Origin of the sequence: Nesterenkonia sp. PF2B19, assembly GCF_001758425.2 — a bacterium.
In the GTDB taxonomy this organism is placed as follows: Bacteria; Actinomycetota; Actinomycetes; order Actinomycetales; family Micrococcaceae; genus Nesterenkonia; species Nesterenkonia aethiopica.
In genome coordinates this window covers 40107-66187 of record NZ_MDSS02000011.1, presented here as the reverse complement: position 1 = coordinate 66187, position 26081 = coordinate 40107, and the positions used below count along the sequence as shown (strand labels likewise).

27 protein-coding genes and 3 pseudogenes are annotated in these 26081 nt (G+C 64.9%); 14 read left to right on the top strand and 16 right to left on the bottom strand.

From position 1 onward, the window contains the following. Nucleotides 1-13 precede the first annotated feature (13 nt). Nucleotides 14-376, top strand: a complete 363-nt coding sequence (locus tag BCY76_RS20655) for a hypothetical protein (protein ID WP_442935348.1) — start codon at nucleotides 14-16, stop codon at nucleotides 374-376. On the opposite strand, the gene BCY76_RS05340 is transcribed toward BCY76_RS20655, so the two are convergent. From BCY76_RS05340 to BCY76_RS05315, 6 genes are all read right to left on the bottom strand, one after another. Continuing rightward, a complete protein-coding gene (locus BCY76_RS05340) occupies nucleotides 304-882 on the bottom strand; it encodes a YdhK family protein (protein ID WP_070160875.1) in 579 nt (192 codons plus the stop codon). The genes BCY76_RS20655 and BCY76_RS05340 overlap by 73 nt on opposite strands. A gap of 129 nt (nucleotides 883-1011) precedes the next feature. Next, a complete protein-coding gene (locus BCY76_RS05335) occupies nucleotides 1012-1290 on the bottom strand; it encodes a YHS domain-containing protein (RefSeq protein WP_070160877.1) in 279 nt (92 codons plus the stop codon). A 45-nt stretch (nucleotides 1291-1335) separates the two neighbouring features. Next, the gene (locus BCY76_RS05330; RefSeq protein WP_085437291.1) at nucleotides 1336-3672 is read right to left on the bottom strand and encodes a heavy metal translocating P-type ATPase; all 2337 of its coding nucleotides are present in this window, start codon (nucleotides 3670-3672) and stop codon (nucleotides 1336-1338) included. Continuing rightward, nucleotides 3662-4648 carry a heavy metal-binding domain-containing protein gene (locus BCY76_RS05325; RefSeq protein ID WP_070160879.1) on the bottom strand — a complete coding sequence of 329 codons (987 nt, stop codon included), beginning with the start codon at nucleotides 4646-4648 and terminating at the stop codon, nucleotides 3662-3664. The genes BCY76_RS05330 and BCY76_RS05325 overlap by 11 nt, the downstream gene beginning before the upstream one ends. A gap of 2 nt (nucleotides 4649-4650) precedes the next feature. Further along, nucleotides 4651-4863, bottom strand: coding sequence for a heavy-metal-associated domain-containing protein (locus BCY76_RS05320; protein WP_070160881.1), 213 nt, complete (start codon nucleotides 4861-4863; stop codon nucleotides 4651-4653). Nucleotides 4864-4924: 61 nt separating this feature from the next. Next, a complete protein-coding gene (locus tag BCY76_RS05315; RefSeq protein ID WP_070160883.1) occupies nucleotides 4925-6484 on the bottom strand; it encodes an MFS transporter in 1560 nt (519 codons plus the stop codon). Between the two features lie 173 nt (nucleotides 6485-6657). Between BCY76_RS05315 and BCY76_RS05310 the strand changes: the two genes are divergently transcribed. From BCY76_RS05310 to BCY76_RS05285, 6 genes are all read left to right on the top strand, one after another. Next, nucleotides 6658-7320 (top strand): TetR/AcrR family transcriptional regulator, encoded by a 663-nt coding sequence (locus BCY76_RS05310; protein ID WP_085437289.1) that lies wholly within the window; start codon nucleotides 6658-6660, stop codon nucleotides 7318-7320. Next, nucleotides 7317-8495, top strand: a complete 1179-nt coding sequence (locus tag BCY76_RS05305; protein WP_085437287.1) for an FAD-dependent oxidoreductase — start codon at nucleotides 7317-7319, stop codon at nucleotides 8493-8495. Before BCY76_RS05310 ends, BCY76_RS05305 begins: the two co-directional genes overlap by 4 nt. Before the next feature lie 129 nt (nucleotides 8496-8624). After that, on the top strand, nucleotides 8625-9935 hold the full coding sequence (locus BCY76_RS05300; RefSeq protein ID WP_085437285.1) for an MFS transporter: 1311 nt from the start codon (nucleotides 8625-8627) through the stop codon (nucleotides 9933-9935). Between the two features lie 74 nt (nucleotides 9936-10009). Continuing rightward, on the top strand, nucleotides 10010-10618 hold the full coding sequence (locus tag BCY76_RS05295) for a CueP family metal-binding protein (protein WP_070160887.1): 609 nt from the start codon (nucleotides 10010-10012) through the stop codon (nucleotides 10616-10618). 34 nt (nucleotides 10619-10652) lie between these two features. Then, nucleotides 10653-12341: an acetolactate synthase large subunit gene (locus tag BCY76_RS05290; protein WP_083277587.1), complete on the top strand. Its 1689-nt coding sequence runs from the start codon at nucleotides 10653-10655 to the stop codon at nucleotides 12339-12341. A 39-nt stretch (nucleotides 12342-12380) separates the two neighbouring features. Then, nucleotides 12381-12689 carry a hypothetical protein gene (locus tag BCY76_RS05285; protein WP_070160889.1) on the top strand — a complete coding sequence of 103 codons (309 nt, stop codon included), beginning with the start codon at nucleotides 12381-12383 and terminating at the stop codon, nucleotides 12687-12689. A gap of 52 nt (nucleotides 12690-12741) precedes the next feature. Here BCY76_RS05285 and BCY76_RS05280 read toward each other — a convergent pair. From BCY76_RS05280 to BCY76_RS05265, 4 genes and pseudogenes are all read right to left on the bottom strand, one after another. Then, nucleotides 12742-13751 (bottom strand): annotated as a pseudogene (locus BCY76_RS05280) (IS481 family transposase). Between the two features lie 17 nt (nucleotides 13752-13768). Beyond that, nucleotides 13769-14887 carry a PheS-related mystery ligase SrmL gene (gene srmL / locus BCY76_RS05275; protein WP_070160891.1) on the bottom strand — a complete coding sequence of 373 codons (1119 nt, stop codon included), beginning with the start codon at nucleotides 14885-14887 and terminating at the stop codon, nucleotides 13769-13771. A 216-nt stretch (nucleotides 14888-15103) separates the two neighbouring features. Continuing rightward, nucleotides 15104-16090, bottom strand: a pseudogene (locus BCY76_RS05270) (IS481 family transposase). An 87-nt stretch (nucleotides 16091-16177) separates the two neighbouring features. Continuing rightward, a complete protein-coding gene (locus tag BCY76_RS05265) occupies nucleotides 16178-16543 on the bottom strand; it encodes a VOC family protein (protein WP_070160893.1) in 366 nt (121 codons plus the stop codon). A 95-nt stretch (nucleotides 16544-16638) separates the two neighbouring features. Between BCY76_RS05265 and BCY76_RS05260 the strand changes: the two genes are divergently transcribed. From BCY76_RS05260 to BCY76_RS17445, 4 genes and pseudogenes are all read left to right on the top strand, one after another. After that, nucleotides 16639-17604, top strand: coding sequence for a helix-turn-helix transcriptional regulator (locus BCY76_RS05260; protein ID WP_070160895.1), 966 nt, complete (start codon nucleotides 16639-16641; stop codon nucleotides 17602-17604). A gap of 243 nt (nucleotides 17605-17847) precedes the next feature. After that, entirely contained in the window at nucleotides 17848-18420 is a 573-nt protein-coding gene (locus tag BCY76_RS05255) for a hypothetical protein (protein ID WP_070160897.1), read from the top strand. Nucleotides 18421-18528: 108 nt separating this feature from the next. Beyond that, nucleotides 18529-19437, top strand: a complete 909-nt coding sequence (locus BCY76_RS05250) for an Abi family protein (RefSeq protein ID WP_237089980.1) — start codon at nucleotides 18529-18531, stop codon at nucleotides 19435-19437. Between the two features lie 145 nt (nucleotides 19438-19582). Next, nucleotides 19583-20760 (top strand): annotated as a pseudogene (locus BCY76_RS17445) (IS3 family transposase). A 34-nt stretch (nucleotides 20761-20794) separates the two neighbouring features. On the opposite strand, the gene BCY76_RS05230 reads toward BCY76_RS17445, so the two are convergent. Together BCY76_RS05230 and BCY76_RS05225 are read right to left on the bottom strand one after the other, a co-directional pair. Beyond that, entirely contained in the window at nucleotides 20795-21349 is a 555-nt protein-coding gene (locus BCY76_RS05230) for a flavin reductase family protein (protein ID WP_070160903.1), read from the bottom strand. Between the two features lie 4 nt (nucleotides 21350-21353). Continuing rightward, nucleotides 21354-22181 (bottom strand): SDR family oxidoreductase, encoded by an 828-nt coding sequence (locus BCY76_RS05225; RefSeq protein ID WP_201791081.1) that lies wholly within the window; start codon nucleotides 22179-22181, stop codon nucleotides 21354-21356. A 200-nt stretch (nucleotides 22182-22381) separates the two neighbouring features. On the opposite strand from BCY76_RS05225, the gene BCY76_RS05220 reads away from it, so the two are divergent. After that, nucleotides 22382-23245 (top strand): helix-turn-helix domain-containing protein, encoded by an 864-nt coding sequence (locus tag BCY76_RS05220; protein WP_237089979.1) that lies wholly within the window; start codon nucleotides 22382-22384, stop codon nucleotides 23243-23245. A 25-nt stretch (nucleotides 23246-23270) separates the two neighbouring features. Here BCY76_RS05220 and BCY76_RS05215 read toward each other — a convergent pair whose 3' ends face one another. The 3 genes from BCY76_RS05215 to BCY76_RS18950 are packed head-to-tail and all read right to left on the bottom strand — an operon-like array spanning nucleotide 23271 to nucleotide 24579. After that, nucleotides 23271-23699 (bottom strand): DUF4260 family protein, encoded by a 429-nt coding sequence (locus BCY76_RS05215; protein WP_085437283.1) that lies wholly within the window; start codon nucleotides 23697-23699, stop codon nucleotides 23271-23273. A gap of 44 nt (nucleotides 23700-23743) precedes the next feature. Continuing rightward, nucleotides 23744-24238, bottom strand: coding sequence for an alpha/beta fold hydrolase (locus tag BCY76_RS18955; RefSeq protein WP_237089978.1), 495 nt, complete (start codon nucleotides 24236-24238; stop codon nucleotides 23744-23746). Next, nucleotides 24235-24579 (bottom strand): alpha/beta fold hydrolase, encoded by a 345-nt coding sequence (locus BCY76_RS18950; protein WP_237089977.1) that lies wholly within the window; start codon nucleotides 24577-24579, stop codon nucleotides 24235-24237. The genes BCY76_RS18955 and BCY76_RS18950 overlap by 4 nt, the downstream gene beginning before the upstream one ends. Nucleotides 24580-24698: 119 nt before the next feature. Here BCY76_RS18950 and BCY76_RS05205 point away from each other — a divergent pair, with 119 nt between their 5' ends. After that, nucleotides 24699-25199 (top strand): CGNR zinc finger domain-containing protein, encoded by a 501-nt coding sequence (locus BCY76_RS05205; RefSeq protein ID WP_083277590.1) that lies wholly within the window; start codon nucleotides 24699-24701, stop codon nucleotides 25197-25199. Between the two features lie 6 nt (nucleotides 25200-25205). On the opposite strand, the gene BCY76_RS05200 is transcribed toward BCY76_RS05205, so the two are convergent. After that, nucleotides 25206-25616, bottom strand: a complete 411-nt coding sequence (locus tag BCY76_RS05200) for a RidA family protein (RefSeq protein WP_070160912.1) — start codon at nucleotides 25614-25616, stop codon at nucleotides 25206-25208. 81 nt (nucleotides 25617-25697) lie between these two features. On the opposite strand from BCY76_RS05200, the gene BCY76_RS05195 reads away from it, so the two are divergent. Continuing rightward, nucleotides 25698-26078, top strand: a complete 381-nt coding sequence (locus BCY76_RS05195) for a winged helix-turn-helix transcriptional regulator (RefSeq protein ID WP_070160914.1) — start codon at nucleotides 25698-25700, stop codon at nucleotides 26076-26078. The last annotated feature ends 3 nt before the right edge of the window (nucleotides 26079-26081 follow it).

Here is a 26081-nt window from a genome sequence, read left to right as displayed (position 1 = left end):
GGAACTGCCCCACATGATCCCCATGTCCGGCGTGGCCGCCGTGCCCCGTGTGGTCGGCATGTCCGCCGTGGTGCTGATGAGCCTCATGCCCACCGTGATGATCATGGGCTACGTGATCGCTGTTACCGACATGCCCGTCGTGCTCGTGGTGACCGGAGTGGTCGTCGTGCCCGTGATGTTCGGACCGGTCGTCGTGCATCGTGTGGCTACCGCCGTGATCGTGGTGGCCACGAGGTGTGGTGTTCATACCGGTCTCGCTTCTCCTGTTCGGTTCGAGTCCTGCCTGCAGTGCTGGGGGCAGGTTCAGTTGGTGGGTTCGATCTCGCTTTCGACGACCCATTTGTGGTTGGTCATGGTCATGCCGTCGGCTTCGTAGTCGACGACGTAGACGGTCTCGTCGGTGGAGGAGGCAATCGTTGCCGTGACGCCTTCCATGCCCTCCATGTGGTCGGCGGTCACGGTGACCTCAGTGCCATCGGCCAGTCGCTCCTCGCCGGGGTTCTCAAGTTCTTCCTGCACGACCCACTGGTGATCGGTGACGGGGTCACCGCCGGTGGTGGGGGTGTAGTCGATCGAGTAGGTGTAGGTCTCATACGCCCCGACGATGGTGGCGGTGGCACCGTCCATGCCCTCCATGTGGTCGGCGGTCAGCGTCACCTCACTGCCGACCGGGTATTCGGGGTCGGTGGCCACGGTCATGTTCTCGGGCACCGGTCCGCCGTCAGCCGGGTGTTCCATATCGTCGTGACCTCCGTGGTCGTCGTGCTCGGTTGAGGGGGCGGGGTCGGCCGGGTCGTCATTGTCGCTCGAGGCGCACCCGGCCAGCACCAGTGCCGCGGTCAGTGCGGTGGCTGACCAGGTCAGTGTCAGGTTCTTCGTCATGCGCGCTGGTCCTTCCCTTATGTGCTCGTTCCGCGATCATGTGGGCCTGGGATCTTGCCGGTGGTGGATTCCGCGCTTGCCTGGCAGAACCTGCTGTGGCAAGCGCGGAATCCGGTGTCCCTGTGCGGTTCAGGCCGCGTTGGCGTACCGATCGGGGTCGGCGTCGAACAGCGGGCCGCAGGCCGCGCAGCAGAACCAGTACCGCTCACCGTTGTAGTCGCGGTAGAGGCCTGCGGCCTCAGCGTCGGACTTGATGACCGGGGTGCCGGCCATGACCAGGCACTCGGTCACATCGTCACTGTTCGCCTTTGCGAGGTCCTCGGTCTTGGGGGCGTGGCCGCTGCAGCCGCCAGAGGCGCTGCCGTGGTCGTGGTCGTGGTCGTGGTTGTGGTGGTCGTGTGCAGTCATCGTGGATGGTGTCCTTTCCTTGTTGGTGATGACAGAAGGGGGTTGTCAGGCCCTTGCGGGTTCGCCTGCCGAGGCAGGTGTACTGCCTGCCGGGACGCTCTGGTTGTCGGCTTTGGCCTTGAACCTGCGTAGCCGGAGGCTGTTGGAGACCACCGAGACGCTGGAGAAGGCCATGGCCGCTCCGGCCAGCATCGGATTCAGCAGCCCGAAGGCCGCGATCGGGATGGCCGCGCTGTTGTAGCCGAAGGCCCAGAACAGGTTCTGCTTGATCGTGCGCAGCGTGCGCCTGGCTAGCCGGATCGCGTCCGCGGCCGCCCGCAGGTCACCGCGGACCAGGGTGATATCGGCGGCCTCGATGGCGACATCGGTGCCGGTGCCCATCGCCAGTCCAAGGTCTGCCTGGGCCAGCGCGGGGGCGTCGTTGACGCCGTCACCGACCATGGCCACGACCTTGTCCTCACCCTGAAGACGGGCGACAACGTCGACCTTGTCCGCAGGCAGCACCTCGGCGATGACCTCGGTGATGCCGACGGCGGCGGCGACTTGCTCGGCCACGGTCTGGTTGTCCCCGGTCAGCAGCACCGGAGTCAGCCCGAGCTCCTTGAACTGGCTGATCGCCTCCGCACTGGTGGGCTTGATCTGGTCCGAGACCACCAGCACACCTCGTGCCTGCCCGTCCCAGCCGATGGTGATCGCGGTCTTGCCCTCGGACTCTGCGGCCTGCTTGGCGGCCTTGAGTTCATCGTCGAGGTGGATCGACCAATCAGCCAGCAGCGCCTCCCGGCCCGCGACCACGGCGTGACCGTCGACAACGCCTTGTACGCCCTTGCCTTCGATGTTGTCGAAGGATTCCGGGGCGGGCAGTTCACCGACCTGTGCGGTGGCTCCGGCGGCGATGGCCTGGGCGATGGGGTGTTCGGAGTAGTCCTCGAGGCCGCCGGCGATGCGCAGCAGTTCATCACGGCTCACGCCTGGGGCGGGCAGCGCATCGGTGAGGGTCATTTTGCCGGTGGTGACGGTGCCGGTCTTATCCAGCACGATCGTGTCGACCTTCTTCGTGGACTCCAGCACCTCGGGGCCTTTGATGAGCACGCCCATCTGGGCGCCCCGCCCGGTGCCGACCAGCAGCGCGGTCGGTGCGGCCAGGCCCATGGCGCACGGGCAGGCGATGATCAGTACCGCCACGGTCGCGGTGAACGCGGCACTGACCGGGAAGCCAGCCATGAGCCAGGCGCCCAGAGTGGCGACAGCCACAGCGATCGCGATCGGCACGAACACACCCGAGACCCGATCGACCAGACGCTGGATCTCGGCCTTACCGGACTGGGCGTCTTCGACCATCTTCGCCATCTGCGCCAGCTGAGTATCCGAGCCGACCCGGCTGGCCTTCACGACCAGGCGACCACCTGCATTGACCGTGGCACCGGCGACAGTGTCACCCACGCTGACCTCAACCGGCACGGACTCGCCGGTCAACATGGACGCGTCGATGGCGGAGTTGCCCGAGGTGATCACCCCGTCAGTGGCGATCTTCTCACCGGGCCGGACCACGAACTCGTCACCGACCGACAGCTCATCGATGGAAACGCGTTCTTCCTTGCCGTTTCGCAGGATCGAGACTTCCTTCGCTCCGAGTTCCAGCAGGGCGCGCAGGGCAGCTCCGGCTTGGCGCTTGGAGGTCTTCTCGAAGTAGCGGCCCAGCAGCACGAAGGTGATCACCCCGGCAGCGACCTCCAGGTAGATATGCCCCAGTCCGTCGCTACGGGAGATGGTCAGCTCGAAGGGGTGGACCACCCCGCGGTCTCCAGCGGTGCCGAAGAACAGTGCGACCAGTGACCAGATCAGTGCAGCACTGGTGCCCACCGAGATCAGGGTGTCCATCGTGGCCGCGCCGTGTTTGAAGTTCGCCCAGGCGGCCTTGTGGAAGGGCCAGCCGGCCCACACCACCACCGGGGCGGCCAGGGCAAGGGAGGCGAAGCCCCAGAAGTCGAACTGCAGCGCCGGGATCATCGCCATCAAGATCACCGGCACCGCCAACACTGCTGCACCGATCAGCCGCTGCTTGAGCACCCTGATCTCGGCATCCTCACGCGACTCGCCCTCATCAGCCGTGCTGGGCTTTTCGCCCTTGGGGCTGGGCAGCTCGGCGGTGTAGCCGGTCTTCTCCACCTCAGCGATCAGCAGCCCAGGGTCGTAGCCTTCGGGGGCGGTGACGCTGGCCTTCTCGGTGGCGTAGTTCACCGACGCCTCGACGCCGTCGAGTTTGTTGAGCTTCTTCTCGATCCGGTTGGCACAGGAGGCGCAGGTCATGCCACCGATCTGCAGCTCAACACCGGCGAGATTCACGCTAGCGTCTTGTGCGCTGGTGCTCTCAGTGGTCATGGTTCTCTCCTTCATCGTTGCCGTCCTGACCCTCGCCAGAGTCAGTGCTGCTGGCGGTGTCGATCACCAGCGGGGCGGTATGCACCTGCCCGTCGACCTGGAAGTCCAAGTAGAGCAGGTACCGGCCCTCAGTCGGGGCGGTGGCCTCGAAGACGATCTCCGGACCTGACGTCTCGCCCGACTCGGGGGCATCCCCGTGGGGGTGGACGTGCAGATAGGCCAGGTCCCCGTCACGCAGAGCGACCAGGTGACCGAACGCCCCCAGGTAGGGCTCCAGCTCAGTGACCGCTTCGCCCTCGCGGGTGACAGTCATCGTCAGCTCGGATGCCTCACCGGCGACGAGGTCACCCTCGACTGCGACGTCGAACCCGTTGACCGAGGTCTCCGCGGCAGGCTCAGCCGGAACCGACTCATAGTCGCCGTCGATCTGCACCGTGGTCGACAGGGTCAGGCCCTCCCCGGTTTCAGCGGGCACGAAGTCCGCGAAGACCCGGTACGTGCCGGCCGCCTCCCACTGCCACGGGATCGACCAGGTGCCGCCCTCGTCGCGTTCGGGGTGGACGTGGGCGAAGTGCTGCCCGTCAGCCCGGACGGCGATCAGGTGCATCTCCTGTTCGTGATCGAGTTCGAAGTCGGTCACCGGGTGCCCGTCGGAGCCTCGAACGGCGAACGTCAGCTCACCCTCGTCACCGGTTCCGGCGGGGGCACTCACCTCGCTGAGCTGGTAGCCGTCCTGGGCCAGGCCGAGACCCAGGGAGGCCGCATCGGCCTCATGGCCGCTGTGCTCGTCAGCCCGCCCGCCGTTCATCTCATCTCCTTCGTCGTGTTCTTCTGTTCCGTGATGGTCTTCTGGGGTCTCTTCTGTCCAGGCCTGCACGGTTGCCTCGGGGACGACCGTGTTCGCCGTGAATCCGGCCACGGCGAACACGGCCACGAGGATCAGCCCGTACAGGCCCAGCCGTGCAGGAGCCTTCATGTTCAGCTCCTAACGGCGGTGTAGCCGGCCTCATCAACCGCGGCGATCACCGCAGCATCATCGACGGCCGACTCGGCAGTGACGGCCAGGTGCCCGGTCTGGGCGCTGACCTCTACGCCGCTCACCCCGTCGATCTCGGAGACCTCGCTGCGGATCGCACCCTCGCAGTGCCCGCAGCTCATGCCGGTTACCTGGTACTCAGTCGTGGTTGCCATGATCTCTAACTCCTCCATTCGTGTACGACTTACTTAAGCCTATACCCCCTATGGGTATAGATCAACTGGCGGTGGTCTGCTCTGCCTCCTGCGCCTCGCCGGTGGGGCGAACGTGACGCAGGCGAGTGGCGGCGATGATCGCCGCCAGCGCGGCGATGACGGCCGAGACGATCGCGGCGGTGTTCAGCCCGCCAGTGAAGGCCTCCTGTGCGGCACTGATGACCTGTTCGCCCAGGGCTGGGTCCAGGCCTGGTGCGGTGGCCATCGCGCCGTCGACGCTGTCCGATGCCGCCGTCGAAGCGTCGGCCGGCAGCCCGTCGGGCAGCAGCCCGCCGATCTGGTTCCGGTAGGCGGCGATCCCCACACTGCCGATGACTGCGACACCCAGGGAGATGCCCAGATCGTTCGCGGTGGTCGCCAGCCCCGAGGCGCCGCCTGCCTTCTCCGGCGGCACAGAGCTGACGACCAGATCGGTGGTCAGCGCCATGGACGGGGCGACACCGGGGTAGGTGATCACGAAGGATGCGATCACCAGCGCAAGGCCGGTGCCGGCGTCGAGCTGGGTGAACAGGATGTAGCCGACCACCTGGGTGAGCAGGCCGATCGCGATCACATTGCCGGGACGGAACTTCCGGGCGAAGACCGGCGAGAGCGTGGAGACCACGATCAGCACCGCCGCCGCAGGGAGGATTGACAAGCCGGCTTGCAGGGGCGAGAGTTCCTGGACCTGTTGGAGGTACTGGGTGAACAGCGAGTACACCCCACCCAGTGCCGCTGCCGAGAGCAGGAACACTGCCAGCGCCCCGGAGACGGTGCGGTTGGCGAACAGCCGCACATCCAGCAGGGGTTTCTCGGCCCGCAGCTGGCGGATGACGAACCAGAGCCCGACCAGCGCGCCGGCGACCAGCAGGGCGATCGAGGGGCCGGCCGGCTCCTGGGCGGCGAAGCGCTTGATGCCGTAGATGATCGCCAGCAGTCCGCCGACCAGCAGCAGGGCGCTGAACAGGTCGATCTTCGCGGTCGGGTCCTTGTGCTCGGGCAGCAGCAGCGGGGCGCCGATGACGACCAGGGCCATGATCGGCACCGCGACCAGGAAGGTGGCCTGCCAGCCGAAGCCCTCCAGCAGCAGGCCCGAGAGCAGCGGGCCGAGCGCGACACCGGCGGAGATGCCGCCGGCCCACACGCCGATGGCCACACCGCGCTGCTTGGCATCAGCGAAGAGCACGAAGATCAGCCCCAGGGTGGCCGGGATCATCATGGCCGCAGCAAGACCCAGAATCGCCCGCCAAACGATCATCAACTCCGCGCTCATCGTCAACGCCGCGGCGATCGAGACGCCTGCGAAGAGGACTGCCCCAATGACCATCAGCAGCCGCTTGCCGATCCGGTCGCCTAGGACGCCCATTGCCACCAGGAACCCGGCCATGACGAAGCCGTAGATGTCCAGAATCCACAGCAGCTGCGTGCTCGACGGGTTCAGGTCGGCAGCCATGTTCGGCGCGGCCAGGAACAGAATGGTGAGCATCATGAACAGCAGCGTCGAGGGGGTGACCAACACGGCTAGCCCCCACCACTGCTTCGCCCCCGCCTTGGGGGCTGGCGCGTTAGCGGTCTGGTTCATGGCCGGTCACCTCCTCCGTGTGTCGCAGTGATCGTTCTCATAGCGTGTGCTCCTTCCTGTAGCGGCGTCTGCAGTGACCTGGCGGCCACCCACTCGCAAACTCCTACATGCGAGTACGACTTGTAACAGCTACACTATCTCATACATTCCCGTCTGAGATGAAAGGTGGAGTGATGGCGACCAAGAAGGCCACTGCCACACGTGACCGGCCGAGCACTGGGTCTGGCAGCTCTGGTACTGGGAGTCGGGGCGCGGCGAACCAGCGTGCCGATGCCCTGCGCAACCGGGCCAAGATCCTGGCAGGTGCGGTCACCGCGATCCGGAAGAACCCCGATGCGTCGGTAGCCGATATCGCTGCCGAGGCCGGTGTGGGCCGTCAGACGCTCTACGGGCACTTCCGCACCCGACCCGAACTCATCGATGCCGCCCTCCTGGAGAGTCTCGAACGCGCCGAGGATGTCTTGAGCGAAATCTCACTCGATGGCGATGCACGAGATGCTTTTCAGCGGCTGGTGGCCTCCAGCTGGGTGTTCGTAGACCAGTCACGAGCGGTACTTGCCGCAGCCCAGAAGGAACTCTCCCCTGCCCGCATTCGCGAGTTGCACGAGAAGGCTGAGGCTCGCATGCGCGGTCTGCTCGAACACGGCCAGGCCGAAGGCGCGTTCCGCTCCGATCTGCCGGTGAGCTGGCTGCTGACCACCACCCACGTGGTTCTCAACGGGGCCGCTGAGGAAGTCCGCACCGGCAAGCTCGATCCCGACGACGCGCCGTGGTTCATCGACGCGATCCTGCTGCCAGCCTTCACTCATAACGCCCATTCGGAGCAAGGGCGATGAGCCCGGTCCGCATCGGCATCCTCGGCGCAGGAGCAGCCGGGGTCGCGGCCGCGAAAACCCTGCAGGCTGTCTCGCCAGAGGTTCAGACCGATGTGTTCGCCCGTACCGGGGAACAGCCGTTCAACCGCACGCTGGTCAACAAGGGTGTTGCGATCGGCCTACTCACCCCCCAACAGACGGCTCTACCAGAGACCGGGGCGGCTCTGGTAGCCGACACCGTGCGCAGCATCGACCCCCGTGCACGCCAGGTGCATCTTGCCTCTGGTCAGAGTCGCACCTATGACGGGATCATCATCGCCACCGGCAGCCGGCCCCGTACCCTGGGAGAAGATGTCCTTGGCCGGGACGACGCCCTGGCCACCGGCAGGCTCACCACCTTGCATTCGCTGACCGATGCCACCGGTATCCGCGACCGGCTCGCGGCACTTCCCAGCTCGGCACGGGTGCTGATTCTCGGCGCTGGGGTGCTTGCCGCAGAGACCTCCTCACTGCTGAGCACCGCTGGACACGACGTTGCCCTGATCAGCCGGTCCACCCTGCCAGGCGCCTCGGTATTCGGGGAGCACATCGCCAAGAAACTCCTGGACCTGCACCAGGCACGCGGGTCGACCTACCTGGGTCGCACCATCCAGGCAGTGCGCACCCACCCCGACCACATCAGCATCGTCCTCGACGGCGGGGACGGAGTCGAGGGTGATCTCGCGATCATCGCCCACGGCACCCTCCCAGCAGCCCCCTCACCATGGAACGGCCCCGATGGCATCCCGGTCGATGACCGGCTTCGACTACGGCAGGAACCAGATCAGCGCATCTACGCCGGCGGCGGTGTCGCCATCCATGAGCATCCAGAACTCGGCGCGTATCGCATCGATCACTGGGATGACGCCACAGCCCAAGGAGCCCACGCCGCGCACACGCTGCTGTACGACCACGGTCTCGGTGACGATCCCGGTGCTTACCGGCCGGTCTCGACGTTCACCTCCAGCATCCACGGACACATCCTCGCCGGAGCCGGACACCCGACCCCCGGCAGCACCGCACGACTGATCTCCGATGATCCACCAGTGGTACTCCACGAACATGCCGGAGTACCGGTCGCGGCCACCGGCCTCGACGCCGTCGCACTCATCCACCAGTGGGCACCGCGCCTGCACCACCAACACACCCAGAACTAGACCCCCGCAACAGGACCAGGCAGGACCGAGACAGACGAACGCGGTAGACAAAACCCGCCCAGCTCCAGGACACGGCCCGGTTCGGCACGCCAGAGCTCCCACACCACGATAGAAGGAAACGCATACCAGATGGGCCTCTTCGCCATCCGCGACTACCGTCGCCTGTTCAGCGCCCAAGTCATCGCGCTGTTCGGCACCGGCCTGGTCACCGTCGCCCTCGGCCTGCTCGCCTACGATCTTGCCGGCCAGAACGCTGGTGCCGTTCTGGGCACGGCCCTGACCATCAAGATGGTCATGTACGTACTCATTGCACCCCTGGCGGCTGCCTACGCCGACCGCCTGCCCCGACGTCTGTTCCTGGTCCTGCTCGATGTCGCCCGCGCGCTGGTGGTCCTCGCTTTGCCGTTCGTCACCGAGGTGTGGCACATCTACCTGCTCATCGGCATCCTGCAGGCCTCATCGGCCGCGTTCACGCCCACCTTCCAAGCCACCATCCCCGACATTGTCACCAAAGAGAGCGACTACACCCGAGCGTTGTCGGCATCCCAGGTCGCCTACACCATGGAGACCCTACTCAGCCCCGTCCTGGCCGCCATCGCCCTGACCTTCATGACCTTCAACTGGCTGTTCATCGCCACCTCCGTCGGATTCGTGATCTCCGCGATGCTCGTCCTGGCCACCCGCATCCCCAACGCGCGACCCAGCGACCACGCCGGGCCATGGGCGCGCGTCTCCTCCGGGATCCGTACCTTCACCTCGACCACATCCCTGCGCGGCGTGATGGCCCTGAACCTGGTCGTCGCCTCGGCCGGCTCCATCGTCGTGGTCAACACCGTCAACCACGTTCGCGACACCCTGGCTGGCACCCAGTCCGATGTGGCGTGGGCACTGGCCGCCTCCGGAGGCGGGACCCTCCTGGTCGCACTCGCGCTGCCCTGGATCCTGGACCGCGTCGCCGACCGGAAAGTGATGATGATCGGCGCGATCGTGCTCCTGATCGGCGTGCTGGCGGCCGTGGCCATGACCGGGGCCGCTGTTGTCTCGTGGGCGGCCACGATCGCAATCTGGGTCATCATCGGCGCCGGCATGGCATTGATCGTCACCCCCACCGGTCGCGTCATCCGCTCCGCGGTACGTCCCTCCGAACTACCCGCGGCATTCGCCGCCCAGTTCTCTCTCTCCCACATGGCCTGGCTACTGACCTACCCGATCGGCGGTTGGGTTGGCACCGCAGCCGGATTCACCTGGGCATGGTCCCTCCTAGCAGCTCTCGCCGTCACCGGCTCCGTAGGCGCCGTCCTGCTCTGGCCAGCCACCACCCAACAAGCACCCGCATCACCGCCACCCCCAGGCGGCATTGACCGCCCCCTCAAGAAAGAGGCCGTCGCCCAAGAAGCCACCCTCACTGCAACCCAATGCTCCTGTGCACGCTCCGTCTGACCACACCGTGGTGGCACGTAACCGCACACCAAACTGGAGGCACTGCCCCAGGAACTTCGACCCCATGGAGAACGATGCCCCACCCCAGACCACACACCGCAACCGCGATCACCCTCGCCCTGACACTGGCGCTGTTCGCGTCAGGCTGCTCCACCGCATCCGAAGAAAGCGACACCGAAACCAAATCGGCCATCCCGGATGCGAGCGAGACCTGGCTTGCCGAATATAACCTCGATGGTCTCGACGGGCGAGAGATCACCGAGTACTTCGATGCGATGCCGGTCGCGGACCGGCCGGAGCACCTGATCGCCTCGGTCGAACCTGAGACGCTCGTGCTCTACGACACCAGTGGCAACGAGACCACCGTCCCGCTGCCAGAGGACGAGTTCTACCTCTCCTTCGCCCCGTTCATCGAGCACACCCACGACTGCCACTTCCACAGCCTCACCACCTGCCTGGGAGAACTGGCCAACGAGGAGATCGACATCACCGTCACCGACGAGACTGATGCGATGCTCGTCGATGAGACCGTGCGCACCTACGACAACGGCTTCGCCGGGCTCTGGCTGCCCCGTGACATCAAAGCCACCCTCACCGTCACCCAGGGTGAGCGCTCCGCCACGGTGCCGATCTCCACCGCCGAGGACGCCCCGACCTGCCTCACCACCCTGCAGCTGACCTGACCGATTCGAGCAGACAAGGAGGGCCACCGCCATCATGACCACCACTTTCACCGCAGCCGATCTGCTGGTCGCAGGACTGGAGAACGAAGGCGTCGATCGCATCTTCGGACTCCCCGGCGAAGAGAACCTCGATCTGCTCGACGCGATCCGCCGCTCCAACATCAAACTGATTCTGACCCGTCACGAGCAGGCAGCCGCCTTCATGGCGGCCACCCACGGGCGACTCACCGGCCGGCCAGGGGTGTGCCTGACCACGCTCGGCCCCGGTGCCCTGAACCTATCCACCGGAGCGGCCTATGCGCTGCTCGGGGCGATGCCGATGGTCATGATCACTGGCCAGAAAGGCATCCTCACCGCCGCGCAGGCACGCTTCCAGATCGTGGACACGATCGCGGCGATGAAACCGTTGACCAAGATGACCCAGCAGATCGTCTCGCCCGGCACGATCCCCACCCTGGTCCGCGAAGCCTTCCGCGTCGCACAGGCTGAACGGCCCGGCCCGGTGCACCTGGAACTTCCCGAAGACATCGCCGCCACCGCCACACCCCGCCTGGACCTCATCAAACCCGCTCACCCCGTCCTGCCCACAGCCAGCACCGAGGCGATCAACACGGCCGTCGAGGTGATCTCGGGAGCCAAGCGTCCGTTGATCATGCTCGGCGCTGCCGCAGCACGACCACGATGCACCCAGGCGCTGACCGATTTCGTCTCTCGCTCACGGATTCCGTTCTTCACCACCCAGATGGGCAAGGGCACCGTCTCCGGATGCACCGACCTCTACCTGGGCACCGCCGCCCTGACCGAAGGCGACTACCTGCACGAGGCCATCGACCAGGCCGACGTGATCATCACCATCGGCCACGACACCGTCGAAAAGCCCCCGTTCACCATGCGAGCCGACGGGCCACGGGTCGTTCATCTCGACTACCAGCCAGCCACCGTCGAAGAGGTCTACACCCCGCACATCGAAGTCACAGGCGATCTCCACCACACCCTGCACGCCCTCACCGAACAACTCGCCGGACACATACCGCACGCCGGAGCGCTGCTGCCGCTGCGTGAGCGCATCCTCGCGAAGGTCGCCGACCGGGCCACCGAGGACCGGCTCACCCCGCAACGCATCGTGCACCAGGTCCGCCAGGTCATGCCCGATGACGGCATCGTCGCCCTCGATAACGGCATGTACAAAATCTGGTTCGCCCGCAACTACCGCACCACCACCGCGAACACGCTCCTGCTCGACAACGCCCTGGCCACCATGGGAGCCGGGCTGCCCTCGGCGATCACCGCCGCACTCCTGCACCCGAGTCGTCGGGTCATGGCCGTCTGCGGCGATGGCGGGTTCATGATGAACAGCCAAGAACTCGAAACCGCCGTCCGCCTCGGCCTCAACCTCGTGGTCGTGATCCTCGATGACCACGCCTACGGCATGATCCGATGGAAACAAACTGTCGACGGGTTCCCCGACTATGGCATGACCTTCGGCAACCCCGACTTCGTCGCCTACGCAAGGGCCTACGCCGCCACCGGCACCCACGTCACCGAAGCTGCGCAGCTTGGCCCCGCCCTGGAAGACGCATTTACTCAGGGCGGAGTGCAGCTCATCCATGTCCCGGTGGACTACTCCGAGAACACCCGCGTACTCATTGAGGAGCTCCAACACTGCTCCACAACTCACGACGAGGCGGCCGATAGTGCTCTTCATCAGGCTCTCCGTTCGTGACCCCGCCCTGATCCTCCCGACAGACCAGAGCGTGCGCGCATGATCTCCGTACTGCGCAACCCGACCTACGCGAAACTGTTCAGTGCGCAGATCATCGCACTGCTGGGCACGGGTCTGCTCACCGTCGCCCTCGGCCTGCTCGCCTTCGACATCGCCGCAGGCGACGCTGGCGTCATCATGGGAGTGGCCATGTCGATCAAGATGATCGCCTACGTCGCCGTTGCCCCGATTACCACCGCACTGCTTGCCCGGTTGCCGCGCAAGCCGGTGCTCATCGGTGCCGACCTCATCCGCGCCGCCGTCGCGGCCGTGCTCACTTCAGCCCCTGCGCATCGAAGCCCCCGATAATGGGCCTTATCTGACCTATCTGCGGGAACCCGCACCGCGATAGGCTCGTTGGCTAGATGTATGAGGCCATGACGTTGTCGACGTGTGCCGATGTTGCAGAGGCAGGCGGTTGCCCGTCGTGAGCGCCGTGGGGACGGTGATAGTTGTAGTGCCGGTTCCACGTTTCCAGCGCGGCAGCGCGTTCTGCTTCCGAGCGCCAGATGCGCGCGTAGAGCAACTCTTCAGCGAGGATCCGGTTGTAGCGCTCGACTTTGCCGTTGTGTCGAGGCGTGTATGGCGTGATGCGCTGGTGTCGGCTGGTCCCGACGCTTCGCGGAAGGCAGCAGATCGGTAGCAGGAACCGTTGTCAGTCACGACGCGCTCGATCCGGGTGATGCCGTGCTTAGCGAACCAGGCTCTGGCCTGCCCGAGGAACGCGACGGCAGTGGCGGCCCTCTCGTCCGGTAGCGCTTCTGCGTAAGCGAGTCGGGTGTGTCCGTCGATGGCCGAATGCAGGTAGATGTACCCGGTCCTGGCACCGCGGGTCTTCGTGCGGGCGACAGCTTTGGCTTTCTCGCTGCCTTTGCCGTGCGCACGCCACCCGCCGCCGTCGGGGATGCGCCCGACCTTCTTCACGTCTAGATGCACCATGTGGCCGGGACGTTTGGCGTTGATGCTTTGCGGCTCCCGGTTCGTCTCGCCGTTCGGGTCGATAAAGTTCCGTCGATTCAGGCCCAGCTGTGCGAGGAGCCGGGTGATGGTGCGGCGGCTCACCGGTGTTCCTGCCTGCTCGAGCTCGAACGCAATACGGGACGCCGACCATTTGTGTTCGCGCCGCATCGACTCGATCTGCTGCACGAGGCAGCCAGGCGTTGCAGATGGCTGTCGGGCCGGAGAGGATGAGCGGTCCAGTAGGCCGGTCTTCCCGAATCGCTTGTACCTGTTGACCCATTTCGAGGCGGTCGCGCGGGAGATCCCCATCTCGGCGGCCACGTGGGAGATGGGGCGGGTGCGGCAGCGTTCGATCAGGCGGCGTCGGCCTTCGGGTGAGAGGGGAGCGTTGGCATGCGTAGGCGAGGTCATGACTGCTCTCAGCGATCTCAGATCAGCTCCATCACCGGGCCTTCATGCACGGCCTCGTAGATCACGTTGCGGATCACGTTGGCCTCTTCCGAGGTCAGGGTGCGGTCGATGGGGCGCAGCATGATCCGGATCAGGAGATTGACTTGTCCTTCCAGGGTGCCGAGCCTAGAGCGCGCGGCCTCGGGTAGTCCCTCGTGGGGTGTACGGCTGAGAATCTCGAGAGACTCGATGACGTCGGCGTTGTCTCCGAGGGCGACGCGGATGCGGTCACCAAGCGTCTCCTCGTCCTCTTGTGCATCAACGACGACTGAGAGGTCGCGCCGTGCCGCAGGCAGAAGTGAAACGTGCTGCCATGGATCCAGGGTGAGAATCTGGGTTGCTATGCGAGGGTCTTCTGCCCGGAGATAGCGGATGTCAGGGATGCCCTTGCGCAGCATGAGCGCACGTTCAAGGCCCATACCGAGAGCCAGGCCGGACCATCGCTCGGGGTCGAGGCCCGATCCGCGCAGCACATCGGGATGGATGCGGCCGCACTCAGCGAGTTCAAGCCATTCGTCTTCGTGGAGCACGTCGATCTGCCGGCCATCGACGGTGTATGGGTGCGCCACGTCTGTTGTTCTCCACTGCGCATCCGGGAGGACTGCCTCGACCAATTGGCCGATCATCGTGAGCATGTCCTCATCATCGATATCCGGAGTGCTACGGATGCGCCACAGGTCGACCTGGTGTGGTTCCCCCACGTGGGTGCGATCGACGGCGTCGCGACGGTAGACGAGGCCGGGTGCCACGAGTAACTCATCCACCTCGGACATCCCCGCATAGTCCTCAAGGGCGCGCGGGAGTTCGGCGCTCATGTGACTGCGGAGCATCACGGCGGGGCTGATGTAACGGGTGTACCGGCGAGCCCGAGTGACATCACCCACGGCGTAGCCGAGGCGGTCGTAGTTGTCCCGAACAGGAACGACCGGCGAGCTGCGCACATACCGGAGGGAGCTGTCCCACTCGGGCTGCAGGCGGTCGATGACCGATTGCAGGAGAGCCTGGATGGCGTGACGTCCCTGGTCGGGATCGGTGAGGTCGCGCACGTTGAGAGCACGATAGAGCTGGTCGGAAGTCAGATAGTCGGCGTGCGACATGAGAAGGTCTCCAAGAAGATGGCAGGTAGGTGAAGGACGAGAAACTTCCCCCGGCCGTACCTGCGGAGACCTACTGCGCTACGACTGCGCGTCGAAGACCCCGCGGCCATATCCCGGCCGGGGGTCTTGAAATCGCTGCTGCATCCGCATGACACCAGTGTAGCTGCGCGCCCAGCCACCCGCGAGCAACGTCAACAACCTCCTGGCCAGCAACAGCTAGATGTACTGACCGGGCACGTTGATTAATCGCGTGAAGGGCGGCTGATTGGCGCAGGCAGTGTGGGGTCGATGATGGTTGTAGTGGTGCAGCCACGTCGTGAGTGTGTCCCGGCGCTCTTGTTCTGACTGGTAGCAGCGGGCGTAGGCCCAGCGGTCGGCCATCGTCCGATGGAATCTCTCGACTTTTCCGTTCGTCTGCGGTCGGTAAGGGCGCGTGCGCTTCGGGGTGATGTCCAGGGCATCGCACGTGTCGCGCCAGAGGAAGGACCGGTACGCGCCACCGTTGTCCGACAGAATTCGTTCGATCGTGACGCCGCGTTCGGCGAACCACGCCACAGCTCGGTGCAGCATCCCTACGGCGGTGACGGCGGTCTCGTCATCGTGCACCTCGGTGTACGCGACGCGTGAGTGGTCGTCGATGATCGTGTGAATGAAGGCGTATCCGAGCTTCGGGTTGCCCCACTTGCTCTTCAGCTTGTCGGGTGTGGCCGAGCGGTTCTTCTCGCCTTGCTGGCGGCCGACATAGAGCCATCCGCCGCCGTCAGGTATGTTCCCTATTTTCTTCACGTCCACGTGGACCAGTGAGCCGGGGTAAGGGTGCTCGTAAGTGCGGATGGGTTCCCCTGTGGCACGGTCGAGATAGGACAGTCGGTTCAGCCGCGCCGCGGTGAGGATACGGTGGGCTGTCGACGCCGCGATGCCGAGTCGTGTGGCGAGCTGAACTGGGCCCTCCCTCAATCGCATCCGCAAGCTGACGCAGCGCATCGATACTGCTTTGGGCGTCTTGTTCGGCGAGGTCTTCGGTCGGGACGAGCGGTCATGCATGGACTCGCCGGCGCGCTAGCGGCCCACCCAGCGTTTCACGGTGGGCCAGGCGACCTGGAAACGGGCGGCAACTTCGCTGCTCGGCCACCCGTCATCAACGACGAGTCGCGCGACTTTCAGACGGTGGCGCGGGGTGAGGGCAGCATTAGGGTGTGACATGTCTGAGCTCCTAGACAGACCGAAGGGCCGACCATCGTGTGTGGTCGGCCCTTCGAGATCGAACATAGTGGGCGGGGCCCGTGCAGGTCAGTCCACCGGGGAGACCCGGATGAGATTGCCGTCGGGGTCGGTGATCACGAACGTGCGGCCGAAGACATCGTCGTGCGGCTCCTCCACGACGTGGACTCCCTTCGAGACCCACCTCGTGAAGGTCTCGTCAACTGCGGACGCCGGTCCCGGCACCATCAGCCCGACCTCGCACGTGCGAGGGGTGCTCGGATCCGCGTGCTCGCTGCGTCCTGTCCACAGCGCGAACAGGACGCCGGGGGCAACCTCGAAAGCCACATAGCGGGGGCTTGTGAAGGTCGGTTCGATCTCGAACAGGTCGCTGTAGAAGGCCGTGGCGTCTTCAGCATCGCGGACGTAGATCAGGAACAGATTGGGTGCGGGCATAGAACGCTCCTCAGGTCGTTGGGTTCTCGGTACCGCACCAGTTGACCGCCTAATCACGACAAGACCTGTCACCTTTTCTGCGAAGATTGGCCAGTATGAAGGCTTCGAGACTGCTGCACCTCTTGTTATTCCTGCAGACACGCCAGCGCATTACCACCACCGAACTAGCCGACCGTCTGGAGGTGTCCCGGCGGACTGTGCTGCGGGATGTCGAGGCGCTCTCGACGGCAGGTGTGCCTGTTTATGCCGAACGGGGCCGGAGCGGTGGGATCGTCCTGCTCCCCGGTGTACGGCTCAATGCATCCCATCTGGAACCTCGGGAGCTAGAGGCCCTCTCCGTTGCCGGTTTAGACAGCGCGCAACTTGAGAGTTTGGGGCTGTCTGCGGTGCGTGAGTCGGCCGCACGCAAGATCGCCGCCCGCCAGACCACAGCGCTCGAGTCCCCGAACCTGCCGCGCCTGTCAGACCTGGTCCTGGTGGACAGCAACGCGTGGCTTGCCGACTCAAACGCGGAGGTGGACGTAGCAGATCTAGCATCAGCGCTACGACACCGACGCCGGATGCGCATCCAATACCGGCGCAGCGCTGAGGGACAGGCTTCGATGTTGGTGGTCGACCCGTACGGGATCGTGGCGAAATCGGGCCGCTGGTACCTCATCGCCGACGACCAGGGAGCCGGCCGGCTGTTTGCTCTGGAACGGCTCTCGGCTTACGAGACACTCGACGCGCCAGTCGCCCTTCGCCCAGATCAGACCCTCCGCACCATGTGGGATGACCTGAAGGAACGCACCGAGACGCCAGGTCGCGTAAGCGTGACCGCCCGCCTTCGAGAAAACCGCCTCGACCTGGCACGGCGCATCCTCGGCACCCGCATCCACGAGGTCTCCGAAACCGAAAGAGGCTGGTGCTCGGTCGTCATCCGCTACCCCAACATCGAGTCAGTGCGCCAGCTCCTCCAATTCGGTGACCACATCGAGATACTGACCCCAGAGACAGCCCGCGAACGCATCGGTCAACTCGCCAGGGATCTCGCCGAAACGCACGCGGCCCCCGCCCCATGACTGGTAGGCGGCACGCCCCGCCGTCGATCAATGTCCCCGGTCAGTACATCTAGTGCCGCGCGACTGCCTACCTCTTCTCGCAGGCACGCGTGCCGGAATAGGTTCTACCCGCTCGTAAGGGAGCCCACGGCCGATGGGATTCGTCCCGCGTTGTCCCTTGCAGATACATGACCGCATAACAGTCCCCTTCCCGCAACGTAGGGCTTCGCGATGCCGCTGTGCGGTCAATGGGAAGATGCCCGCATGGACGTCGCCGCCTTCGTAATCTCCTGCCTCTCACTTGTCGTTGCCGGGCTCGGCACCTGGTTGGCGAATGCTCGCGCCAAGGAAGCGCTTGAGGAGTCTCGGCGTGCGGCTGCCGATGCGAGCTGGTCCAAGCTCCAGGAGGCGGTGCAGCGGCTCCTCGGCTTCGATCCCGCAGCTGAGCCAATCAACGATCGCCTGACAAATCTTCGCATCGCGATGATGGAGCTCGTCGAAAAGCTCGGCGACGCGTGGAAAGGTCTCGATCTATGGCTCGACTCCGAGCGGACCCTCGGCGCTACCTTCGGCCGGCTAGTCATGGAGCAGGCGAGGCCGGACGACTCGATCGACCGGCGACTGAAGAGCCTCGAACCTCTCATGTCCTGGGCGCAGGTGCTCAGCCAAAACCTCCGCTACCTCCGGTCAAAGGGTCATGACGGCCCGGCGCTCAGCGAGCTCACCGAGCACGCCAGGAGCATGACCCTCAGCGTTCACGAGCAGCAGGGTTGGGAGCCGCCTCGTACGTCCAACCCACGGGTCCGTCCGCTCGACGAGGACCTCCCACGGTCATGAAGGCGAGTTGTCGGCTGTCGGCCGCTCGCGTACACTGGCTACTACTAAGACCGGTTCCGCCTACCTCGGTAGGTCCAGGGCCGGTCCTCATTCTTTCAGGCGGTGTTCGTGGACAGTGGCGTCAAGGGGCACGAGTCCTACGCCCGGCAGGTCGAGATCCTCGCCGCCCGTGGCATGGACATGGGCGACCGCGAGTCGGCCGAGGCAACGCTCCGGCGAGTGAACTACTACCGGCTGAGCGGTTACTGGTATCCGTTCCGCAAGCAGGTTGAGGGTGGGCGCGAGGACGACTTTTACGTCGGCACGCGCTTCAGTGACGTGGTCGCGCTCTACGAGTTCGACGCCAGGCTTCGAGCCGCGACGTTCACAACGCTGACTCCCGTCGAGTTGGCCATCCGCGCGCTGCTCGGCCATGAACTCGGGAGCATCGATCCCTGCGCGCACCTCGACGCGGAACTGCTCGGCCCGACAGCTCGCCAAGGTGATCGCTATCCGAGGTGGCTGAAGAAGTACCAGCGCGAACTCAACTGTTCACGCGAAGACTTTGTGAAGCACCACGACATGAAGTACGGCGGGCGTCTTCCGGTCTGGGCTGCCGTCGAGATCATCGACTGGGGGAGCCTCACGCATCTCTACAACTTCGCGCCAGCCGGGGTTCGCGAGGACGTCGCCGATGCTTGCGGGCTCAGCCCTTCCCAGCTGGCGAGCTGGCTAAAGTCGCTCAACGTTGTGCGTAACACGTGCGCTCATCACGGCCGTCTCTTCAACCGGGTGCACACGCTCACGCCGAAGCTCCCACCTGTCGGCCGTCACGCTGATCTCCACGCCAGTGCTGCGGACTGGAGTCGCACGTTCGGGCAGTTGACGCTCGTGCAGTTCCTATCGGACCGGCTGGGGCTCGGCCGCAGCAGCCTGCTCCGAGCCGTTCTGAAGAGCTATCCAGCAGTTCAGGCCGTGCCCGTCGCGCACATGGGCATCCCTGACGACTGGCAGACCAGCAGTCCGCTCTGGGCCTGACGAAGCTGTGTCGGAAGTTGAACGCTAGAGGTTGTTCGGCTACGGAACGTGGTGGAGTTCCGCTTCAACGTTTAAAGGGCGTGAGGAACGAATCGGTGACAACTGATCGTTAGTGCCGGGAGGCGCTGGCGGGGAGGATGTCATCATGCCCGGTCCCTATCCCAGAGAGTTCCGCGAAGACGTTGTCGCGGTCGCTCGTAGCCGCGAGAGCGGCGTCACCATCAAGCAGATCGCCACCGACTTCGGCATCAGTGAAGCAACCCTGCAGAACTGGCTCCGCCAGGCCGATGTCGAAGACGGCAATCGACCTGGTCAGACCGCGGCGGACGCTGCCGAGGCTCGGGAGCTGAAGAAGCGGATCCGGTTGCTGGAGCAGGAGAACGAGGTCCTCTGCCGTGCGGCGGCGTATCTGTCGCAGGCGAACCTGAAACTCGGTGGCTCCCCAAAATGACGTACCCGCTCGTATCTGAGCTCGCCGACGCGGGGATTCCCGTGACGGTGTCGTGCCGGGTCCTCAAGCTCGCAAGACAGCCCTACTATCGGTGGCGCAAAGCCCCTGTCCGGGAGGCGGACGTGCTCCGCGCGTATCGGATCAACGCGCTGCACGACGCGCATCACGACGACCCGAGGTTCGGCTAGCGCTACTTGGCCGACGAAGCCCGCCGGGCGGGGTGGCGGATGAGCAGGCGCACGGCGTGGAAGCTGTGCTCGCAGGCCGGGATCCTCTCGTCCGCGCAGCGCCGGCGGCGCGGGAAGGGCAAGAAGGCCGGCCCACCGGCGTTCGACGATCACGTGCAGCGGGTGTTCCGCGCCGACGCCCCGAACCGGCTCTGGCTCACCGATATCACGGAGCACTGGACGAGCGAAGGCAAGCTCTACTGCTGCGCGATCAAGGACGTGTTCTCGAACCGGATCGTCGGCTACTCGATCTCAGACCGGATGACCGCGAAACTCGCCGTCGATGCTGTCGGCAACGCCGTCGCCCGGCGTGCTGAGGTCGCCGGGTGCATCCTGCACGCCGATAGGGGCAGCCAGTTCCGCTCCCGGGCCATGGCCCGCGAGCTGCGCCGCCACGACATGGTCGGATCGATGGGAAGAGTCGGCGCCGCGGGCGACAACGCTGCCATGGAGTCGTTCTGGTCGCTGCTGCAGACGAACGTGCTCAACCAGCAGCGGTGGGCCACCCGGCAGGAACTCCGGCTCGCGATTGTCGTGTGGATCGAGCGGAAGTATCACCGCCAACGCGCCCAGGACACCCTCGGCGGCTTGACGCCCATCGAGTTCGAAGCCAAGCTAGCCGAGCCGCACACACTCGCGGCCTAAACCGAACCTGTCACCAGTTCGTTCCTCACGCCCTTCAGGTGAGGTGCTGCCATTTGGTCATGCGGTCTCGTAGGTCGTGGAGCTGGCCGTTTTCGGTGAAGGTCCCGTTTCCGCGGTGGTGGAACTCCGGGGTCTCGGCGTCCGGGCGCAGCCATGCGGCGCGGGCGCGGAGGATCCACAGGTCATAGGCGTCGACGAGCGTGTCGTCTTCGACGGCGCACTCAATGTTTGCCACGCATTCTCCGATCAGGGGTGCCTCGATGGTTGACGCAGGCAACTGGGTGAGTCCGAAGTGTTCCCATTTGTTCATCTGTGCGCTGGAGGCGTTGCCGACGTCGACGGTCGTCTCCAGCAAGCCAGTGTCGGGAACCGCGATGACGCACTCACCGACGCGTCGTAGCGTCTCGTAGGTGGTATCCCAGGGGCCGACGACGACGGCGAGGGTGCCATCATGCCGGACGGGCATGTTGAACCCGTTGGTCATGATGGTGGGCCACTGGTCACCCCCGGTGGTGATCATCACCGTGGGGCCCGGCTCGATCAGCTGATGGACGAGCGAGACTGGATACGGCTCGAAAATGCTCGACATAGGATCAGTCACTTTCGGGGTGTGCGGTGGCCGCTGATGCCTCGCGCAGCGGGGTGATCTCGCGCTCGATGCGCTCGTTCATCTCGGTGCGACGGTCCAAGGCATCCTGCCCGACCGGCAGGCGCAGTGGAAGCCGTTCTCCTGAGGCGACCTGGTAGATGAATGCAGCCCCCTTGACCGGGTCACCAGGCTGGGTGTGGTTGGCTTCGTCGACCCAATCGAGGGTCACATGGGCTGGTGTGCCGTCGTAGACATCGATGCGGTGATCCGGCAGCTGGACTGAGGAGGCGTCGAGGAAGTCGGTGCGGAACACGCCAGGTTCGACGACCATGCTTTGGATGCCGAAGGATTCGAGCTCGGCCGCCAGGGCCTCGCTGATTCCTGCCACGGCGAATTTGGAGGCCGAGTACATGCTCACACCTGGTTCGCCCTCGAATCCGGAGCGGGACCCGATGTGAACGAGCTTGCCACTACCTGCTGCGCGCATGATCGGTAGCACCGCACGAGTGGTGTTGATCAGCCCGAAGACGTTGACATCGAACAGCGAACGCGCCTCGGCATCGGTGATCTCTTCTAGGGCACCGAGCAGGCCCCGGCCAGCGTTGTTGACCAGGACATCGATGGTGCCCAACTGGTCGGCGACCTCGGTCACAGCGGTGGCGATCTGCGCCTGGTCGGTCACGTCCAGGCCAACGGGCAACGCGTTCGGATGGGTACGCACGTCCTCGGGTAGTCGCTCCGGGAGGCGGGCGGCCAGGGCCACTTGTTCGCCGCCGGCCAGGGCTGTGCGAGCGATTTCAAGGCCGAGTCCGCGTCCGGCACCGGTGATCATCCAGACAGACATTGAAGGGGTTCCTTTCGGAGACAGTAGGTGACAGTCGTGCCGAGTGGCAGCGACTCATCCATCGTCTGCGAGGTCACGGCGGGCAAGAAGGCCTGAGGTTTCCTAGGACAGATTGGGCACCCTTGGCTCTCGCCAACGCCATCCCGACGCGGAAGAATGAGACCATGACTGGTCACTTAGAGCCGCGCTTGGCTGACTTCCTGCGTGCCGCACGGGGGCGAATCACTCCCGAGGCAGCAGGTGTGATCGACGACGGGCGGCGTCGGGTCGAGGGACTTCGCCGTGAAGAACTCGCCATGCTCGCCGGCGTCAGTGTGGACTACTACACCCGGCTAGAACAGGGCCGCAGCAAGAGCGCCTCAGCACAAGTCCTTGAGGCCATCGCTGAGGCTCTGCAGCTTGACGACACCGAGTGCGCCCATCTATATACGATCGCGAAACCCACCCCGGCCCGACGTCGGCGGGCGCCAAAACCCCAACAGGTGCATCCAGCGACTCGGACACTGCTGGAGACGCTCAATGAAGCCTCTCGACCAGCTTTCGTGCTGGGACGCCGCCTCGAAGTCCTGGGGCAGAACCGGCTCGCCGCGCTTCTCATCGCGGATTTCGAGGCCCTGCCAGCGACCGAGCGGAATCAAGCACGTTTTGTGTTCCTTGACCCCCATGCTCGTGAGCTCTACGCGGACTGGGAGCAGGTCGCTGCTGACACTGTGGCGATGCTGCGCATGGATGCAGGCAGGCACCCCGAAGACCCCGGGCTCGGCCGGCTCGTCGGGGACCTGTCCATTCAATGCCCGGAGTTCGGGCGCCTCTGGGCCCGGCACCGCGTGCACCAGCGCAGCACCGGCACCAAGCGCTACCACCACCCACTAGTCGGAGACCTCACCATCACCTATCAGGCGCTCACCCCTGGTGATGATCCCGACCAAACGCTGATGATCTATGACACCGAACCCGGGTCATCCTCGGCCCATGCACTGCAACTCCTTGCGACGAATAGCAGGAACGAGTACGCGAGCGGCTCCGAACAACAGCTGAAGCGTTCTGCCTGATAGCCCGCCGTGACAGATGGTATAGCTACTGGCCGGTTCCAGGGCGTGGCATGCCGGCACGAGCTGTCTTCCCGATGCTGCCGAGGTGGGTGTGGGTGAATGGGCCGAGTTTCAGGCCGAAGCCTAAGGCGCGGTCGACGGCGACGTGGAAGCCCCAGCAGGCCGCCAACAGCACCATCCAGTCGGCGTTCACCCCACTGAGGTGCAGCGCTGCCCAGCCTGCAATGAGCAGGGCCGGGGCGGTGTAGTTATGCACCAGGTTGTAGCAGAACGCTCCCACCCGCTGGTTGATCACATAACCCAGCGCGGAGAGGTCGAAGGCGAGGAAGGCAAGCAGCAGCACCCACCACGGCTGGCTCCAGGCCACCACGGCCAGAACGATGCCAACGGCGATCAGCGCATTCTCTGCCCGCTGCCAGCCGAATGCCCGGCGTTGTGGACTTTCTGCTGACATGCTGTGACTCCCTGTTTCCTGGCCGGATGTTTTCGCTGGTGGGTTCATATGCTGGCGCGCCAGTCTTTGATGATCTGGGTGACCTCATCCAGGTGGGACTCCAGAAGGAAATGGCCGCCGTCGAGCAGTTCGACCCGCGCGTTCGGGGAGTCGCGGCTAAACGCCGTGGCTCCGGCCGGGCCGAAGATCTCATCGTTCTTTCCCCATACGGCCAGCACGGGGACAGCGGAGGTGCGCAGCCAGTCATGGACCTGTGGGTATAGGGCACGGTTGCTGGCGTAGTCGGCGAACAGGGCCAGCTGCGCCCGGTCGAGGCCCGGGCGAGCCAGCAGGGCGATGTCGTGCTCCCAGGCCTCGGGCGCGATGGTGGACACCTCCGGCACTCCGTGGATGTATTGCCATTGAACGGCTTCCCGGTCGAGAGCCGGCCGCAGGGCATGCTCGTTGGCCTCTGTGGTGTCCTCGCCGTAAGCCCAGATGGGCTCCCAGAACTCCGGGATGAATCCTTCCTCGTAGGCGTTGCCGCTCTGGGAGATCACCCCCTCGACCGATTCTGGACTCGCCAAAGCCAGCCGCCATGCGATCGGGGCCCGTAGTCCTGGACATACACGGTGTACTTCATCACCCCTACAGCGTGGAGAAACGCCGAGGTGACATCGGCGAGAGCATCGAAGGTGTAGGAGAAAGCCTCCACAGGGGGAGTTGAAGACCGTCCGAAGCCGATGTGGTCGGGTGCGATCACGCGGTACTGATCAGCCAGTGCAGGGATCAGGTGGCGGAACATGTGAGAGCTTGTGGGGTAGCCGTGGAGCAGAAGCATCACTGGGGCGTCCTTCGGCCCTGCTTCGCGGTAGAACACTTCTAGGCCGTTGATGGGCATGGTGCGGTGGTAGACAGTCGGCATTTCTAACCCTTTAATTATATTTAACTGGTTATCTGTACGGTAGCATGGGATATGGAGCAAAGCTATGGCGTCATGCCACGGAGCTGAGGAAGACGATGATTGAGGACGAAGAACTGCTGATGGCAGTACTGAACAGTGCCCCCGTGGTCGACGGCTTCCCTATCGAACAGCTCGACGGCCCGGCGGGCAGCGAATTGGTCAGCCGATTCAGCGGTGCTGGTACCGGGGCTGAGCTTCTGTGTCTGCGTCGGACCCGCGACGCCCTGCAAGGCATAATCCGTGGAGAGGACGCCGCAGCTAAGCGCCTCGCCGCGACGATCGACAAAGCTGCCCTGCTGCCTGAGATCACACTCGAGGGCATTCATTGGGAACTCGACGCGCCAGCGGCACAGCGGCTGGCCGCACGTGTGGCGCTGGCATGGTCGCACGTGGTCCAGGAACTGCCTGGGCGCCTTCGGGCTTGCGCCAACACTGAGTGCAACCTCTTCCTGATCGACCACAGTCGACCAGGCACAGCGAAGTGGTGTTCCATGGCCACTTGCGGAAACCGGATGAAAGCACGCGCCCATGCCCAGCGCACCCGGGAACAGCGGTAAGGCGTCTCAGTCGAGCAGGGCTTCGGCTTCCACCTCGACCAGAACATCGGGTTCGAAGAGGTAGTCCACGCCGATACACGACAGCGGCGGCAGCGGCTGCGGGATGTCTAGTTCTTCTACGACGCTTTCGATACCGGCCATGAAGTCTGTGTACATCGCTGGCTCCCAGCCAGTGACGTAGAACCGCAGGCGGACCACGTCGGAGAAGCTGGCTCCGCCACCTGCCAGGCCTTTCGCCGTACTGCGCAGAGCGTGGGCCAGCTGAGCTGCAAGGTCGCCGGGGGCGAGCTTGTTGGCGTGTTCGTCACGGGCGATCTGGCCTGCGACGTTGACGTAGCGGCTGCCGGTGGCCACCGAGACGTGGTGGTAGGGGACTGGTTGGAACATGCCCTCCGGGGTAGAGAGTTCGACGGCCATGGGGTACTTTCCTTTCGTAGTGCGATCAGGTATCTCATGTGTACCTAGTAGCAGAAGAGCACTTCAACGAAACCAGGTGTCATGAACGAAACCACCCCTGCTGAGGCTGTCCACTCGCAGATCACTGGTGAGCACCGTGAGCTGCTCGATCAGGTGCTGGATAAGTGGTCGCTGCTGGTACTGGATAAGCTCTGTGAGAGCCCGCGGCGCTTCAACGAACTGCGGCGTGCTATTCCTACGGTCTCGCAAAAGTCACTCACGGCCTCGCTGCGCCGGCTCGAACGCAACGGCATGATCGAGCGGGTGGTGGTCGATACCCGGCCGGTTGCCGTGGAATACCGCATCTCAGCTCTCGGCCGAACCCTGCAGGACCTCATCGACGCCCTGCTGCTGTGGAGCACCACCCATATGGTGGAGGTCCAGCAGGCCCGCGAGATGTTCGACGCCGAGCACGACGCCTGAGCA